This window comes from Propionicimonas sp. T2.31MG-18 (assembly GCF_964266745.1).
In the GTDB taxonomy this organism is placed as follows: Bacteria; Actinomycetota; Actinomycetes; order Propionibacteriales; family Propionibacteriaceae; genus Propionicimonas.
The window spans coordinates 40,010-55,919 of sequence record NZ_CAXWGX010000004.1; the positions used below are offsets into that span (position 1 = coordinate 40,010).

At 70.1% G+C, this 15,910-nt stretch carries 17 protein-coding genes; 14 read left to right on the top strand and 3 right to left on the bottom strand.

The genetic code is table 11. The features are described from left to right. The 12 genes from ACFQQJ_RS04055 (at nucleotide 1) to ACFQQJ_RS04110 (ending at nucleotide 11,622) form a co-directional block, all read left to right on the top strand. On the top strand, nucleotides 1-954 hold the full coding sequence (locus tag ACFQQJ_RS04055; protein ID WP_377104371.1) for a ribose-phosphate diphosphokinase: 954 nt from the start codon (nucleotides 1-3) through the stop codon (nucleotides 952-954). A 167-nt stretch (nucleotides 955-1,121) separates the two neighbouring features. Beyond that, nucleotides 1,122-1,892: a DeoR/GlpR family DNA-binding transcription regulator gene (locus ACFQQJ_RS04060; RefSeq protein ID WP_377104373.1), complete on the top strand. Its 771-nt coding sequence runs from the start codon at nucleotides 1,122-1,124 to the stop codon at nucleotides 1,890-1,892. Beyond that, complete coding sequence (gene pfkB / locus ACFQQJ_RS04065; RefSeq protein ID WP_377104375.1) at nucleotides 1,889-2,848, top strand: 1-phosphofructokinase; 960 nt, start codon at nucleotides 1,889-1,891, stop codon at nucleotides 2,846-2,848. Before ACFQQJ_RS04060 ends, pfkB begins: the two co-directional genes overlap by 4 nt. A 43-nt stretch (nucleotides 2,849-2,891) precedes the next feature. Continuing rightward, complete coding sequence (locus ACFQQJ_RS04070; protein WP_377104377.1) at nucleotides 2,892-4,952, top strand: fructose-specific PTS transporter subunit EIIC; 2,061 nt, start codon at nucleotides 2,892-2,894, stop codon at nucleotides 4,950-4,952. A gap of 246 nt (nucleotides 4,953-5,198) precedes the next feature. Continuing rightward, the gene (locus tag ACFQQJ_RS04075; RefSeq protein WP_377104596.1) at nucleotides 5,199-5,684 is read left to right on the top strand and encodes a CarD family transcriptional regulator; all 486 of its coding nucleotides are present in this window, start codon (nucleotides 5,199-5,201) and stop codon (nucleotides 5,682-5,684) included. Nucleotides 5,685-5,697: 13 nt separating this feature from the next. Continuing rightward, a complete protein-coding gene (locus ACFQQJ_RS04080) occupies nucleotides 5,698-6,414 on the top strand; it encodes an HAD family hydrolase (RefSeq protein WP_377104379.1) in 717 nt (238 codons plus the stop codon). Nucleotides 6,415-6,664: 250 nt separating this feature from the next. Beyond that, complete coding sequence (locus ACFQQJ_RS04085) at nucleotides 6,665-7,267, top strand: PTS glucitol/sorbitol transporter subunit IIC (protein WP_377104381.1); 603 nt, start codon at nucleotides 6,665-6,667, stop codon at nucleotides 7,265-7,267. After that, on the top strand, nucleotides 7,264-8,268 hold the full coding sequence (locus tag ACFQQJ_RS04090) for a PTS glucitol/sorbitol transporter subunit IIB (protein ID WP_377104383.1): 1,005 nt from the start codon (nucleotides 7,264-7,266) through the stop codon (nucleotides 8,266-8,268). The genes ACFQQJ_RS04085 and ACFQQJ_RS04090 overlap by 4 nt, the downstream gene beginning before the upstream one ends. 66 nt (nucleotides 8,269-8,334) lie before the next feature. Next, entirely contained in the window at nucleotides 8,335-8,712 is a 378-nt protein-coding gene (locus tag ACFQQJ_RS04095) for a PTS glucitol/sorbitol transporter subunit IIA (protein ID WP_377104385.1), read from the top strand. A gap of 3 nt (nucleotides 8,713-8,715) precedes the next feature. Then, nucleotides 8,716-9,159, top strand: coding sequence for a transcriptional regulator GutM (locus ACFQQJ_RS04100; protein WP_377104387.1), 444 nt, complete (start codon nucleotides 8,716-8,718; stop codon nucleotides 9,157-9,159). Nucleotides 9,160-9,183: 24 nt separating this feature from the next. Beyond that, nucleotides 9,184-10,479, top strand: coding sequence for an NAD(P)H-dependent oxidoreductase (locus ACFQQJ_RS04105; RefSeq protein WP_377104389.1), 1,296 nt, complete (start codon nucleotides 9,184-9,186; stop codon nucleotides 10,477-10,479). 180 nt (nucleotides 10,480-10,659) lie between these two features. Further along, nucleotides 10,660-11,622, top strand: a complete 963-nt coding sequence (locus ACFQQJ_RS04110) for a sugar-binding transcriptional regulator (RefSeq protein ID WP_377104391.1) — start codon at nucleotides 10,660-10,662, stop codon at nucleotides 11,620-11,622. Between the two features lie 6 nt (nucleotides 11,623-11,628). Here ACFQQJ_RS04110 and ACFQQJ_RS04115 read toward each other — a convergent pair whose 3' ends face one another. From ACFQQJ_RS04115 to ACFQQJ_RS04125, 3 genes are read right to left on the bottom strand one after another with little or no spacing between them, the layout of a single operon-like run. Further along, nucleotides 11,629-12,159, bottom strand: coding sequence for a YjbQ family protein (locus ACFQQJ_RS04115; protein ID WP_377104393.1), 531 nt, complete (start codon nucleotides 12,157-12,159; stop codon nucleotides 11,629-11,631). A 16-nt stretch (nucleotides 12,160-12,175) separates the two neighbouring features. Beyond that, entirely contained in the window at nucleotides 12,176-13,024 is an 849-nt protein-coding gene (locus ACFQQJ_RS04120) for a class II fructose-bisphosphate aldolase (protein ID WP_377104395.1), read from the bottom strand. A gap of 8 nt (nucleotides 13,025-13,032) precedes the next feature. Next, nucleotides 13,033-13,737: a triose-phosphate isomerase gene (locus tag ACFQQJ_RS04125; protein WP_377104397.1), complete on the bottom strand. Its 705-nt coding sequence runs from the start codon at nucleotides 13,735-13,737 to the stop codon at nucleotides 13,033-13,035. 185 nt (nucleotides 13,738-13,922) lie between these two features. Between ACFQQJ_RS04125 and ACFQQJ_RS04130 the strand changes: the two genes are divergently transcribed. Together ACFQQJ_RS04130 and ACFQQJ_RS04135 are read left to right on the top strand one after the other, a co-directional pair. Then, on the top strand, nucleotides 13,923-14,921 hold the full coding sequence (locus tag ACFQQJ_RS04130; protein ID WP_377104399.1) for a thiamine pyrophosphate-dependent dehydrogenase E1 component subunit alpha: 999 nt from the start codon (nucleotides 13,923-13,925) through the stop codon (nucleotides 14,919-14,921). Then, a complete protein-coding gene (locus ACFQQJ_RS04135; RefSeq protein WP_377104401.1) occupies nucleotides 14,918-15,910 on the top strand; it encodes an alpha-ketoacid dehydrogenase subunit beta in 993 nt (330 codons plus the stop codon). The genes ACFQQJ_RS04130 and ACFQQJ_RS04135 overlap by 4 nt, the downstream gene beginning before the upstream one ends.

The following is a 15,910-nucleotide window of genomic DNA, read 5'->3' on the forward strand; positions in this document are numbered from 1 at the left end:
GTGACCGACATCACCGTGTTCACTGGCCACGCCCACCGTTCGTTCGCGGAGGACATGTGCCGGATCCTTGGGGTCGAGCTGGCGCCGTCACGGCTGTCGCGATTCTCCAACGACTGCCTGCAGGTGCAGCTGCGCGCCAACTGCCGCCAGCGCGACGTCTACATCGTGCAGCCACTGGTGCCTCCCACCCAGGAGAACCTGATGGAGCTGCTGATGATGGTGGACGCCGCGCGCGGCGCGTCGGCCGCGCACGTCACGGTGGTGATGCCGCACTACGCGTACGCACGCTCGGACAAGAAGGACGCCCCGCGGATCAGCATCGGCGGGCGCCTGGTGGCCGACCTGATCCACACCGCGGGGGCGAACCGCGTCCTGACGATGGCGCTGCACGCCCAGCAGGTGCACGGCTTCTTCTCGATGCCGGTGGACCACCTCACCGCCCTCCCCGTGCTCGCCCGCCACTTCCGCACCCGTGACCTCAGCAAGACCGTGGTGGTCTCGCCGGACTTCGGCAACGCGAAGGAGGCCAACCAGTTCGCCCGGATGCTGGGCGTCGGCATGGCCGCCGGCTCCAAGCGTCGCCAGGCCGACGACAAGGTGGTCATCGACGCGATCGTCGGCAAGGTGGGCGGCAAGGACGTGATCATCCTCGACGACGAGATCGCCACCGCCGGCTCGGTGGTGGAGCTGATCGACACCGTGCGTCGCTACCACGTGAACTCGATCTCCATCGCCACCACGCACGGCCTGTTCACGGGCAAGGCCGTCGAGCGGCTGAACGCCCAGGACGACATCGTCGAGATCGTCGCGACCGACACCGTGCCGCCGCCCGAGGGCCTGGAGCGGCTGACGACCGTCTCGGTGGCCCCGCTGTTCGCCGAGGCCGTGCGCCGCATCAACTGCGGCGAGAGCGTCTCCGGGCTCTTCTCCGACGAGGACACCTACGGGGAGTAGTCCCTCCTGCGGTCTCCAGGGCCGGTCGCCGATGGGCGGCCGGCCCTTTCGCATCCCCCTGATCCCAACCATTCCCACGAGGATGTTCGGATCAGACTCTTGACAACCACAAGCAAAACCAGATAAAACAAGACATATCAACATCGGCGTTGCGCCAGGAGGACCGGATGTACGCAGAGGAACGGCACCGCACCATCGTGAACCTGGCCCTGCGCTACGACCGGGTCTCGGTCGCCGACCTCGCCTCACGGTTCGACGTCACCACAGAGACGATCCGCCGCGACCTCGACGCCCTCGACAAGCGCGGCATCCTGCGCCGGGTGCACGGCGGTGCGGTCGTGGCGGAGAACGTGGCGCTCGTCGAGACCGCGCTGACCGAGCGGGAGCCCGCCTTCGTCGCCCAGAAGACCCGGATCGCCGAGGTGGCGCTGGAGTACCTGCCGCCGGCCGGTTCCACGGTGATCTTCGACGCAGGCACGACGATCGCCCGCCTCGCCGCCACCATCCCCGCCGGCGCGGTGAGCACCGTGGTGACGAACTCCGTCCCCGTCGCCGCGCAGCTCGCGGCCGGCAACGGCGGCACCCAGGTGCACCTGCTCGGCGGCCGCGTCCGCGGGATCACCCAGGCGACCGTCGGCGGCGAGGCGGTGGCTGCTCTCGGCCGCCTGCGCTGCGACGTGGCCTTCGTCGGCACCAACGGCGTCAGCGCCCGCCACGGTTTCTCGACCCCCGACCCCGACGAGGCGGCGGTCAAGGAGGCGATGGTCGCCGCAGCGCGGCGGGTCATCGTGCTCGCGGACAGTTCCAAGATCGGCGTCGAGCTGCTGGTCACCTTCGCCCCCCTCTCCGCCGTCGACGTGCTGATCACGGACGCCGGCATCTCGCCCCACGATCGCGCCGAGCTCGCCGGCGCGGGAATCGAGGTCGTGATCGCATGATCGTCACGCTCACCGCCAACCCCTCCATCGACCGCACCGCGACGCTCGAGCGGCCCCTGACCCGGGGCGACGTGCACCGGGTCACCTCGGTCACCGTCGAGCCAGGCGGCAAGGGCATCAACGTCGCCCGCGTCGCTCACTACGCCGGGCACCCCGTCCGCGCCATCCTGCCGGCCGGGCCCAGCGACCCGATCCTCCAGGGCCTGGACGCGCTGCGGGTGCCCTACCGGATCGTCCCCCTCCTCGAGGCCGTGCGCACCAACCTCACCCTCACCGAGCCGGACGGCACCACCACCAAGATCAACGAGCCCGGCCCCAGCCTGGACGCCGACACCGTCGAGCGGCTCGCGCACCTGCTGGTGCTCGAGTCCGAGCGGGCCGACTGGGTGGTGCTGTCGGGCTCCCTCCCGCCCGGCGTCCCCGCCGACTGGTACGCGGGCCTGGTGCGCGCGCTGCGTCCCTGGGGGTGCAAGATCGCCGTCGACACCTCGGACGCGCCGCTGCTGGCCCTCGCCGACCAGTTCCCGCCCGCCGCGCCCGACCTGCTCAAGCCCAACTCCGAGGAACTCGCCCAGCTGACCGGCGCCGATCCGGAGACCCTGGAGGCCGCGGCCGCCGCGGGTGACCCGAGCGCGTGCGTCGACGCCGCACGCTCCCTGGTCGCGCGGGGAGTCGGCGCGGTCATGGCGACCCTCGGCGCTGCCGGGGCCGTCCTCGTGACAGCGGACGGTGCGTGGCACGCCGCCCCGCCGCCGATCACCCTGCGCAGCACCGTCGGTGCCGGCGACTCCTCCGTGGCGGGCTACGTGCTCGCCGAGACCAGGGGGCTGAACGCCCCCGACCGCCTCCGGCTGGCCGTCGCCTACGGCTCCGCCGCCGCCTCCCTGGCCGGGACGGCCCTGCCGCATCCCGAACAACTGAATACCGCCGCTGTCACGATCACCGACGTCGGCTGACCGTCCGCCCACCGCACCCGCACCCGCACAGAAGAGGAACACCGTGTCCGAACCGCTCATCACTCCCGATCTCGTCCTTCTGGACGTCGATCTGGGCAGCAACAAGACCGAAGTCATCAAGAACATGGCCGCGCTCGTGGCGAGGTCCGGACGTGCCGACGAGGCGGGGCTGGCCGCCGACGCCCTGGCGCGGGAGGAGAAGGCGGTCACCGGCCTCGGTGGCGGCATCGCCATTCCGCACTGCCGCTCGGCAGCGGTCAACACCAACACCCTCGCCTTCGCCCGGCTGAGCCCGAAGGTCGACTTCGGCGCGGCCGACGGCCCCGCGGACGTGGCGTTCATGATCGCCGCGTCCGAGGGTTCCGACGACGCCCACCTCACGCTGCTGGCCATGCTGGCCCGTTCCCTGATGCGGGCGGAGTTCCTCGAGGGCCTGCGCAGCGCGAAGACCCCTGCCGAGATCGTCGCCCTGGTGAACGAGGCCACCGCGGGGGAGACCCCGCCGGCCCCGGCCACGGCTCCGGCCGCCGCCGCCGCTCCGGTCGAGGCCGCGGGGGCGAAGAAGCTGATCGTCGCCGTCACCTCCTGCCCGACCGGCATCGCACACACCTTCATGGCCGCCGACGGCCTCGAGCAGGCCGGACGCAAGGCCGGCATCGAGCTGGTCGTCGAGCCGCAGGGCTCGGGCAAGGTCGAGTGGCTCGACCAGTCCACGATCTCCCGTGCGGACGCGGCGATCTTCGCCGCCGACGTTCCGGTGCGCGAGCGCGCCCGGTTCGCCGGCCTCCCGGTGATCGAGGCCAGCGTCAAGCGGGCCATCAACGAACCCGACAAGCTGGTCGCGGAGGCCCTGTCCGCCGCGTCCGACCCGCGGGCCGTCCGCGTGGCCGGTGACGTCGCCGGGCGCGACACCGCGGCCAAGATGGCCGCCGCCAGCCAGAAGGGCTGGGGCGAGCGCATCCGCGTCGCGCTGATGACCGGCGTGTCCTACATGATCCCGTTCGTTGCCGCCGGCGGCCTGCTGATCGCCCTCGGCTTCCTGTTCGGCGGCTTCGACATCGTCATGAAGCCGGCCACCGCCGCGGGCACGGACGTGCGCACCTGCGCCGACCTGGTCTGGGCGTCGGCCGACACCTGCGCCGCGGGCGCCAGCACGATCGGCCAGCTCGCCATGCAGGCCGGGTGGGCCGCAGGGTCGAACTACCTCGGCTACATCCTGTTCTCCATCGGTGCCGCGGCCTTCGGCTTCCTGCTCCCGGCCCTGTCCGGCTACATCGGCTACGCCCTCGCCGGCCGTCCGGGCATCGCGCCCGGGTTCGTCGGTGGCGCCATCGCCGGCACCGTCGGCGCCGGCTTCCTCGGTGCGCTGATCACCGGCCTCCTCGCCGGCCTGCTGGCCATGTGGATCTCCGACTTCAAGGCGCCGCGCTGGCTCGCCGGCCTGATGCCGGTGGTGATCATCCCGCTGGTGGTCACCACGATCGTGGGCTCGCTGATGTACTTCGTCCTCGGCCAGCCCCTGAAGCTGGTCACCGACTCGCTCCAGGCGTCTCTGAACGGCATGTCCACCGGCTCGGCCGTGGTGCTCGGCATCGTGCTCGGCCTGATGATGTGCTTCGACCTCGGCGGCCCGGTCAACAAGGCGGCCTACCTGTTCGCGACCACCAACCTCGCGGTCACCAATCCGGCCTCGCTGAAGGTCATGGCCGCGGTGATGGCCGCCGGAATGGTGCCCCCGATCGCGATGGCGCTGGCCACGGTGGTGCGGAAGAACCAGTTCACCGAGGCCGAGCGCGAGAACGGCCGTGCGGCCTGGCTGCTGGGTGCGTCGTTCATCTCCGAGGGCGCGATCCCGTTCGCCGCGGCCGACCCGCTGCGGGTGATCCCGTCGATGATGCTCGGCGGTGCGGTGACCGGTGCCCTGAGCATGGCGCTCGGCGTGACCAGCAAGGCTCCCCACGGCGGTGTGTTCGTGTTCTTCGCGATCGAGAACTTCTTCCTCTTCCTGCTGACAATCGTGATCGGTGCGGTTGTCGGGGCCGCGGCAGTGCTCGCGCTCAAGCAGTTCTGGCCGGCAAAGGTCGTCGAGGAGATCACCGCCTGACGCACCTGAGGACGCGGGCCCGCCGGAGCATTCCGGCGGGCCCGTTGTTCGCGTCCGTCCGGAGGGCCGGCCGGTGGCGTGGGCACCGATGTGGGTCTGGCAAGGAGCGCTGTCCCGAACCGCTTGTGAGATACACAGATCTGACGCACTGTCAACCCCCAAAACCGCCTCTGGCTAGGAGAGACGTTCCGGCTGTCGGGGCCATTGTGCTAGACTGGGAAGTCGGGAAAGGTGGTCAAAGCTGAAATGACGTTCACAATCGGTGAAACTGTGGTCTACCCCAATCATGGCGCGGCAGTCATCGAGGCCCTGGAAACCAGAACGATCAAAGGCGAGGACAAGCTCTATCTGGTTCTGCGCATCGTCGGTCAGAACGACCTGGTGGTGCGCGTGCCGGCCTGCAACCTCGACCTGGTCGGGGTCCGGGATGTCGTCGACGCTGACGGGCTGGAGCGGGTCTTCACCGTCCTGCGTGCACCGCACGCCGAGGAGCCGACCAACTGGTCCCGCCGGTACAAGGCGAATCTCGAGAAGCTGCACTCCGGCAACGTGCTGAAGGTGGCCGAGGTCGTCCGCGACCTGTGGCGCCGCGAGCGCGAGCGCGGTCTCTCCGCCGGGGAGAAGCGCATGCTGGCCAAGGCCCGGCAGATCCTCGTCTCCGAACTCGCGCTGGCCGAGAAGGTCGCTGAGGATCGTGCAGAGGTGCTGCTGGACGAGGTGCTGGCTTCCTGAGCCCTCGCCGTCGGTGATCGAACCCCTGCCCGCTGCTGCCGCTGACGCGGCGACAGCGGGCTTCGGCGTCTCCCGGGCGGTGATCTTCGACCTCGACGGGGTGCTGGCCGACAGCGAGCCCGTCCACCTGGCCGCCGAGCAGGCCATGCTCGCCGAGCACGGCCACGAGCTCAGCAAGGCCGCCAAGCAGCGTTTCGTCGGCCTGGCGAACACCGAGATCATGCAGGGCCTGAAGGACCTCTTCGGCATCGACGCCACGATCGACGACCTCGCCGAGGCCAAGGCGCGCCACCAGCGCGTCCTCATCGCCGACATGGACGGGTTCCCTGCGACCGGAGAACTCGTCCGCCGGCTCGCCGGCGCAGGAATCCCGATCGCAGTCGCGTCCGGCTCGACGCCGGAGAACATCGACGCCTCCCTGGAGGCCGTCGGTCTGGCGGACTGCTTCACCATCCGCGTGAGCGCGGAAGAGGTCCCCCGCGGCAAGCCGGCGCCCGACGTGTTCCTTGAGGCGGCGCGCCGGCTGGGCGTCCCCCCGGAGCGATGCGTTGTCGTCGAGGACGCCGTCCCCGGCCTGCGAGCCGCCCTGGCCGCCGGCATGCGGTGCGTGGCCATCCCCACGATCACCAACCCGCTCGACCCGGAGTTCGCCCGCGCGCACCTGCTCTTCCCCGGCGGGATGGCCACGGCCGACGCCGGGCGCATCCTCGCCTTCATCCTCGCGGCCTGAGGGCTCGCAGCTCCCCCGGGAGCCCCGCGCGTTCAGGGGCCCGCACCTTCTCCTCGATTTCGGCGATCCTCTTGCCATGCCCCGCGTGGTGTGCCAGACTCCTCATCGCGTGCACATATTCCCGCATTCATGTGCACCGATGTGCAAACACCAGTACAAAGGAGTTACTGATGGTTTCGTTCCTGCTCGCGGCATCGAGCCCGAGCTTCGTTGCGTCCGCGGCGGCGCTGAGCCTGGGGGGTGAGCGGTAGTGGATCAGATCGCATGGTTCGCCGAGCATTTCATCGGATTGTTCAATGAGTCGGCGAAGAGCCTGCTCGGCCTGATCACCGGCATCCTGCCGACCCTGTTGGTGCTGCTGACCGCCATGTACGCGATCACCACCTGGATCGGTGAGGAGCGCGTGACGCGTGCGGTGAAGTGGGCCGGCAAGTACTCCGTGACCCGTTACACGATCATGCCGATCATCGCGGTGATCATCCTGACCAACCCGATGGCCTACACCTTCGGCCGGTTCCTCCCGGAGAAGTACAAGCCCGCGTTCTACGACGCCGCGGTGTCCTTCGTCCACCCGGTGACGGCCTTCTTCCCGCACGCCAATGCCGGTGAGCTCTTCGTCTGGACCGGCGTCTCCGCCGGCGTGCTGAAGATCGCCCCCGAGTCCTACGCCCGCCTCGCGGTGCTGTACTTCCTCGTCGGCATCATCGTCATCCTCATGCGCGGCATCCTCACGCAGTGGATCACGCGCCTGCTCATCAACCGTGGTGGCCACCAGGAGACCTTCAAGCGCTTCGACGAGATGTACGAGGCCGGCCAGATCCAGGGTGCCAAGACCGAGGGGAGCGTGCTGTGAGCTACCAGGCTGTCAAGATCGTCAAGGGCCGCGGCGGCTGGGGCAGTGGCCTCACCCTCAAGCCCACAGAGACGAAGAACGTCGTGCTCTCGGTCACCGGCGGCGGGATCCACCCCGTGGCCGCCCGGATCGCGGAGCTCAGCGGCGCGGAGGCCGTGGACGGCTTCGTGAACAACATCGCCGACGACCGGGTGCTCTGCGCGGTCATCAACTGCGGTGGCACCGCCCGCATCGGGGTCTACCCGAAGAAGCGGATCCCCACGGTCGACATCTACCCGGGGGAGCCGGGTGGCCCGCTGGCCCAGTTCATCACCGACGACATCTTCGTCTCCGCGGTGACGCCGAACGAGGTCAGCGTCGCCGAGGCCGGCGCCGTTGCGATCGGCCACGAGCCGGCCGGCGAGACCACCGCCGCGGCCGCGACGGCAGCTGTCGAGCAGGGCATGGCGCCCAAGGCGGCCGTCCAGGCCACCGGCTTCATGGGCTTCGTGGTGAAGTTCGGGAACGCGATCGGCTACCTGATCAACACACTGCTGTCCTCGGGTCGCCAGGCGGTCAAGCTGACGCTGAACACGATCATCCCGTTCATGGCGTACGTGTCGCTGCTCATCGGCATCGTCACCTACACCGGCCTGTCGCAGTGGATCGCGAACGCGGTCACCCCGCTGGCGGGCAACGTGTTCGGCCTGATCCTGCTCGGCGTGATCGTCGGCCTGCCGTTCCTGTCGCCGATCCTCGGCCCCGGTGCCGCGATCGCCCAGGTGATCGGCGTGCTCATGGGCACCCAGATCGCGGCCGGGTCACTGCCGGTGCAGTACTCGCTGCCGACGCTCTTCGCGATCAACGGCCAGGTCGGCTGTGACTTCGTCCCCGTCGGCCTGTCCCTGGGCGAGTCGGAACCCGAGACGGTGGCCGTGGGCGTGCCCGCGGTGCTGTTCTCCCGGCAGATCACCTCGCCGGTCGCGGTGATCATCGCCTACTTCGCCTCCTTCCTCATCTAGCCCGCCCTTGGTGCCCTGGCGGGGTCCCCCCGCCCGCCAGGGCACCGCACGAAAGGACCCGACTCCATGACCCAGGTCGTCTGGCAATCCTCCGTCGTCCTCATCGGCAAGGACGCCCAGGAACTCTTCGAAGCCGGAGTGTTCATCTTCTTCGCCCAGCCCGTCCCCGATGCGCTCGCCGAGGTCAGCCTGATCCACACCGGGCCCGACGCCGAGTTCCAGCCCATCGAGGCCGGCGACGAGCTGTGGATCGGTGACAGCCGGGTCGTGATCGAGGAGGTGGGCTCGATGGCCAACGACAACTTCCGCCAGCTGGGCCACATCGTCATCTACCTCAACGTCGGCGACCAGGAGCTCCTGCCAGGGGCCGTGAAGGCATCCGGTGACATCCCGGTGCCCGCCGTCGGCGACACCCTCACCATCCATCGCACCACGGAGGCCTGAACCATGGGCTGGCAATTCGCTGCGATCCTGATCGGCGCGCTCCTGGCGAGCATCGCCTTGTCGCTGTGGCAGCACAGCAGGTACATGAAGGTCGTCAACGAGATGGCCCGCGCGAACGCCGGCCGCCGGCTCCGGCTGGTCAGTGGCCGCGCCAAGGGGCGCCTGCGCGGCGCCGTCGTCGTCCTGCTGGTGGACCCCGCGGCCGGTGAGGTCGTGGAGGCCCGCGCCATGGTCGGCTCCACAATCTTCGCCCGGCTGCGTCCCGCGTCCGAGCTGGCCGGACCGGTCAGCGACGTGGTCGCACGCGCCGGCGACGACAAGCAGCTGCGGGCCGCCGTCGAAAGCGCGCTCGGCATGCTTCCCGAGCGTTCCGGCGAGGCCCGGGCGCCTCAGACCTCCCCTGCGGGCCGCATCCGGATCCCGCGGGCCCAGAGCAGTACCCACTGAAAGAGATATCGAGAGGAAGATGAGATGAGTTACACCCAGCGGCTCCTCGAGCGGCAGGAGAAGGTCGGGCACCCGGTTCGCGTCGGTGTCGTCGGTGCCGGGCAGATGGGCAGCGGCCTGATCGCGCAGATCGAGCGGGCGAGGGGCATGCAGGTCGCCGCCGTCGCCGACATCGCCGTCGAGCGTGGGGTGGAGGCGCTCACCAAGGCCGGACGGACCGACGTCGTCGTCGAGACCGACCTGGCCAGGGCCGCAGAGCTCGTCGCCGCGGGTACTCCCGTCGTGATCAACGACGGCCTGCTGATGCCCAAGCTGCCCGTCGACATCGTCCTCGAGGTCTCCGGTGTTCCCGAGATCGCCGCCCAGATCGCCTACGCCTCGCTCCTGGGCAAGAAGGACGTCGCCCTGATGACGGTGGAGGCGGACGTGACCGTCGGCCTGCTGCTTTCCAGCGTGGCCAACGCCGGGAACCAGGTGTACACGATCTGCCGCGGTGACGAGCCGGTGGAGTGCCTGAAGCTCGTCGAGTACGCCGAGGACCTCGGGCTCACCGTCGTGGCCGCAGGCAAGGGCAAGAACAACCCCAACCGCCCCACCGACGTCCCCGAGGATGTCATGGAGGAGGCGAAGGCCAAGAACATGAACCCCCGCATGCTGTGCGAGTTCACCGACGGCACCAAGACCCAGCTGGAGATGTGCGCGCTGTCGAACGCCACCGGCATCCCGGTCGACGTCGCGAGCATGCACGGCCCGTCCTGCACGATCGACGAACTGGCGACCAAGCTGATCCCGGTCGCCGACGGCGGCATCCTGAACCGCACGCCCGCGGTGGAGTACACCGTCGAGGGCGACGTGGCTCCCGGCATCTTCGTCGTGGTCCGCTCCGAGGACCCCGTGGTCACCCACGAGCTCGACTACCTGAAGTTCGGCACCGGCCCGTACTACGCGGTGTACCGCCCCCACCACCTGGCCTCCATCGAGGCGCACCTGTCGATCAGCGAGGCCGTGCTCGACCGTCGCGCCGACTTCCAGACCAAGACCTGGCGCTCGGAGGTGACCGCCAAGACCAAGTTCCCGCTGAAGGCCGGCATCACCCTCGAGGGCATGGGCGGGCACCACGTCCGCGGCTGGACGGTGGACGCGGAGGAGGCCCGCAGCCTCAACGCCATCCCGATCGGCCTGGTCGCCGGCTGCCGCCTCACGCGTGACCTCCCCGCCGATGCGATCCTCACCTACGACGACGTCGAGATCGACGAGACCCGTCCGCTGGTCGCCATGCGGCGCCTGCAGGACGCGCTGATCGCCTCGCACGTGATCTGAGCGGGGCGAAGACGTCGCCTGCCCGTCGCGCGAGCGAGGGAGCGGACAGGCGACCGGGGCCCTCCCCGGGGGGAGGGCCCCGGCTTTCCCTGCCGCCACCGGGGCCGGCGGCTATCCTTTTCCGCAGCGGGCGGGCCCGGGGCCCCGGCAGGAGCAGCCCGCCTGAGGAGGAGGACCACCATGCCCGCCCCCCGACCCCAGGACGTCCTGGTGCGGGCCGCACGGCTGTACTACCTCCAGGACAAGTCACAGGGCGAGGTCGCGAAGGAACTCGGCCTCTCCCGCTCCAGCATCTCCCGCATCCTCGCCGCCGCCCGCGAGCAGGGTGTGGTCGAGGTGCGGATCCACGACCCGAGCGCGCTGGCCCGCGTCCCCGAGCTGGGGGACGCGCTCTGCCAGGCGTTCGCCATCACCTCGGCCGTGGTCGTCCCGCGCCGCCGGGGCGAGTCGCCGGTGGACGTGGTCGGCCAGGCGGCCGCCCGGCTCTTCGAGGAGCGCGTCACCGGCCTGTCCTCCGTGGCACTGAGCTGGGGCAACACCGTCGACCGGTTCGTTGAGCACGTCGAGCTCGAGCCGATCAGCCGCGGGCTGGTCATCTGTCCGCTGGTCGGCGGTCTCCCGTCGGATGCGGGACCGGCCGGCAACACCTCGCTGGAGGTGCTGGCCGGCAAGTGCGGGGCGAAGTCCTACCGCTTCGAGTCGCCGGCCGTGGTCGAGTCCCGCCAGACCTGGGCCGCGATGAACCACGAGTCGACCATCGTCCGGGCCATCGAGCGGGCCGCGGAGGTGGAGGTCGCGTTCGTCGGCATCGGCTCCTACGGTGTCCACAACTCCCGGCGCGTCGTGCAGGCCATGCAGCTGTCGGAGGAGGAGGCGGCGCAGCTCGCCGGCCAGGCACCGGCCGGGGACATCTGCGGCCGCTACTACGACCTCCAGGGCAGGCCGGTCGGGCTGCCGACCTCCGAGCGAGTGATCGGCATCACGCTCGACCAGCTGCGCGGCGTCCCCGAGGTGATCGGCCTCGCCGGCGGCGTGGAGAAGGCGCCCGGCGTGATCGGTGCCCTGCGCACGGGCGCGCTCGACAGCGTGGTCGTCGACGAGGACCTGGCGCGCGCCGTGCTGAACCTCGCCGGCGCGGAGTGAGACGGGCTACTCGCCCATCACCACGATCTGGCAACGCCGCGGACGCGGCCGGGTGCGGTCGAAGTCGACGAAGTACACATACCCCGTGACGCCGACGGCCAGCGCGCCGTCGGCGACGGCGAACACCTGGCTGGAGCCGAGCAGCGTCGCCTTCAGGTGCGCCTCGGCATTCAGCAGTTGCGTCCTGTCGCCACCGGGGAGGTAGGCCTCCGCGTCCGGCCAGGAGGCCACGTCCGCGTAGTGCTCGGGGCCGGGGTAGCGGTACTCGCCCGCCGGCGGCACCGCTGTCTGGTCCGGGAAGAGGGTGGCCAGGGCGTCGTCGAGGTCTGCCTGGAGGAACTCCCTGCCGTCGGCCAGCCGGTCGTGCACGTACTCCTCGAAGAACACCGCGCACGTGGTGTGCGGCGAAATCACCGTGCAGGTGCCGGTGGTGATGCCGCTCGCGGCGACGGCCGACCTCACCGCGGGGGTGACGTCGAGGTAGGTGGGCGTGCCGCCGTGGGACATCAGGGAGACGGTCTCGAGGTGGACGGTCATCGGGTGCTCCTCGGGATCAGGCCTGGCCGGCCAGCGTGCGGATGAACCTCGCCACGTCGGCCTCGACGGCGCGAGTGGCGGCGGCGGCGACCTTCGGGAAGAGGATCGTCGCGGGATCGGACGCCGCCTCGCGGGCGGCGTCGAGGGCGACCTTGGCCGCATAGGTGTAGTAGTTGATCTTGCGGACGCCGTGGGCGATGCAGGCGCGGTACTCCTGCGCGGTGAGCCCGGACCCGCCGTGCATCACCAACGGGACGCCGGTCGCGTCGCAGAGCCGGTCGATGAGCGGGTAGTTGATCTCCGGCTCGCGGTGGTACACCCCGTGCACGGTGCCGAAGGACGCGGCCAGCGCGGTCACGCCGGTGCGGGTCACGAACTCGCGGGCCTGCGCGGGATCGGTGTAGAGGTCGGCGTCGGCCACGCCCTGGGAGGGGTCGCCGTTCTCGTTGCCGGTCATCACGCCGAGCTCGCCCTCGACCCCGACGCCGCGCTCCCGAGCCAGTGCCACGACGGCGGCGGTGCGGGCGACGTTCTCCTCGAAGGGCAGCAGCGAGCCGTCGATCATGGCGGAGTTGAAGCCGACCTCCAGGCCGCGGGCGATGTAGTCGATGTCCTCGCCGTGGTCGATGTGCAGCACGAAGGGTGCCTCGCTGCGCGCGGCCAGCGCGACCATCGCGGGGCCGATGTCCTCGATGGACATCACGTTCTCGTGCACCTGCGCGTGCTGGAGGATGACCGGCACCCCGGCGGCCTCCGCGGCGTCGATCGTCGCCACGAGACCCTCGAAGAAGGGGGTGTTCACCGCCGCGATGGCGATGCCGTGCGTGCGTGCGTAGTCGAGGGCCTCGCCCAAGCCGATGATCATGTGGGCTCCTACCGGTTGCCGCGGGTTGCCTGGAAGCCCTTGAGGGCGGTGAACATGTCCTCGAGCACCACGCGCCAGTCCGGGGCGGCGATGATGCCGCTGGTCCCGCCGGAGCCGTCCGCGCCCTGCTCGAGCACGCGGGTGATGTCGGCGCCGGAGGTGACGCCGGCGGCCTGGATCACGAGGATCGAGGGGTCGATCTGCTTTACCGCGCGGGTGGTTCGTGCGATGTAGTCGCCGGTGTCCATCGAGCCCGTGCCGATGTTGGCGGTCGGCTCACAGATCATCACCTTCGGCTCGAGCTGCGCGACGGCCCGGCACTGGCGCTCGGAATCGGCGCACACGATGGTCATCAGGCCCAGCTCGTCCGCGCGGCGCATGGTCGCGTCCAGCTCGGCGAGGGTCATCGGGTGCTCGGCGTGGTTCAGCACGACCGCCGACGCGCCCGCCTCGGCCAGCGCTTCGGGCAGGGTGTGGCCCATGCCCCGGCCCGGGGTGATCGGGTCCATGTGCTGGGCCGTCACGGTGAGGTGGGTCGTGCGACGTGCGATCTCGACCAGGTAGGCGTCCTGCGAGGTGAAGATCACGTCGATGTCGAACTGGCCGGCGAGTTCGTCGGTGAGCAGGGCGAGGCGCAGGGTGTCGGCGCCGCCGAGGTAGGCCTTGGGGTTGACGATCAGGAACGGGGTCCGCAGTTTCGGTGCGGTGAGCATGGCGCTCTCTCCTCAGTCTGCACAATAGTGCATTAAAATGTGAACGAATGTGCGTATTCAGTATGTCAGCAAGGCCACCGCGTTGGCAACGCGTCTCACCACCGATATCGGCCCTTCGTGCATGAATATGCAAATGGGATCAGAGAGTGTGGCAGTTCTTGCGCGATCGACGTACGATGACACGCATGACTGTGGCGTCAGAGACAACGCGGGCCACCGCCGTCCTCACCGACATGTGGCGGATCCGGCTCTTCGAGGAGGCCGTCGAGGACCTCTACGGAAGGGGCATGATGCACGGCACCATGCACCTGTCGATCGGGCAGGAGGCGGTGCCGGTGGGCGCGAGCCTGTGCCTCGAGGACGGGGACGTGATCACCTGCACGCACCGCGGTCACGGCCACACCATCGCCCGGGGTGCCGACCTCGGCCGCATGATGGCCGAGCTGCTGGGCCGTGAGAACGGCTACTGCAAGGGCCGCGGCGGCTCCATGCACATCGCCGACGTGGCGACCGGGAACCTGGGCGCCAACGGCATCGTCGCGGGCGGCCTGCCGATCGCGGCCGGCGCCGCGCTGTCGCAGAAGATGCGCGGTACCGACCGGGTGACGCTGTGCGTCCACGGTGACGGCGCGGTCGGCGAGGGCGCCTGGCACGAGGCCATGGTGCTCGCGTCCATGTGGGACCTGCCGGTGGTGTTCCTGTGCGAGAACAACCAGTACGGCATGTCGCTGCCCAGCCTGGCCGCCTATCGGGTGGAGAAGCTCAGCGACAAGGCAGCCGGCTACGGGATGCCGGGCGAGACGGTCGACGGCAACGACGTGGACGCTGTGGCCGCGGCGGTCGGCCGCGCCGTGGAGCGGGCGCGGGCCGGGCAGGGGCCCAGCTTCGTCGACGCGGTGACCTACCGCTGGCGCGGGCACTCCAAGTCGGACAAGAACCTCTACCGCAGCAAGGACGAGATCGCCGAGTGGCGGGACAAGGACCCCATCGCGCGCTACTCGGGCCAGGTGATCGAGGCGGGCGTCCTCACGGCCGCAGACCTCGACGCGATCCAGGCCGCCGTCCGGCAGGAGATCAGGGACGCGGTCGTGTTCGGCACCAGGGGCGCCGAGCCGACCGTCGAGTCGATGCTGGCCGGCGTGTACGCGCCGGTCGACGAGCAGGGTGCGGAGGCACGGGCATGAGCGAGATGCGCACGATGACGTACGCGGAGGCCGTCCGCGAGGCGATGGCGATCGCGATGGAGGCCGACGAGCGCGTCTTCCTGATGGGTGAGGACGTCGGGATCTACGGCGGCGCCTTCGGCGTCGAGAACGACCTCTACGAGCGCTTCGGCACCGAGCGGGTGCGCGACACGACGATCTCGGAGCTGGGCATCGTCGGCATGGGCGTCGGCGCGGCGCTCACCGGCATGCGTCCCATCGTCGAGATCCAGTTCTCCGACTTCACCGCCCAGGCGATGGACCAGATCGTCAACCAGGCGGCGAAGATCCACTTCATGGTCGGCGGGCAGGCCAGCGTCCCGCTGGTGATCCGCGCCCCCGGGGGCTCGGGCACCGGCGCCGCGGCCCAGCACAGCCAGTCGCTGGAGGCCTGGTTCGCGCACGTCCCCGGCCTGAAGGTCGTGATGCCGTCCAACGCCACGGACGCCGGCGCGCTGCTGCTGGCCGCGCTGGAGGACCCCAACCCGGTGATCGTGCTGGAGCACAAGCTGCTCTACAAGCAGAGCTTCGCGGTGCCGGCGACGTTCCCCAAGGCGCGCCTGGGCGAGGGACGCATCGAGCGCGAGGGCAGCGACCTGACCATCGTTGCCACCTCCGTCGAGGTGCAACGCTCGCTCGAGGCCGCCGAGCAGCTGGCCGCCCAGGGCATCAGCGCAGAGGTGATCGACCCGCGGACGATCCGTCCGCTGGACACCGAGCTGATCCTGTCGTCGGTGGAGAAGACCGGACGGGTGCTGCTGGTTCAGGAGGCCGTGAAGTTCGGCGGGTTCATGTCGGAGGTGTCGGCCACGATCACCGAGTCGCGCGCGTTCGGTGCCCTCCAGGCGCCCGTGCGGCGCCTCTGCGGCCTCGACACCCCGATCCCGTACAACCCGAAGCTCGAGCGGGCCAGCGTGCCGCAGGTGGACGACATCGTGCGCGAGGCCGCCGCGCTCGTGCGGGAGTGGTGA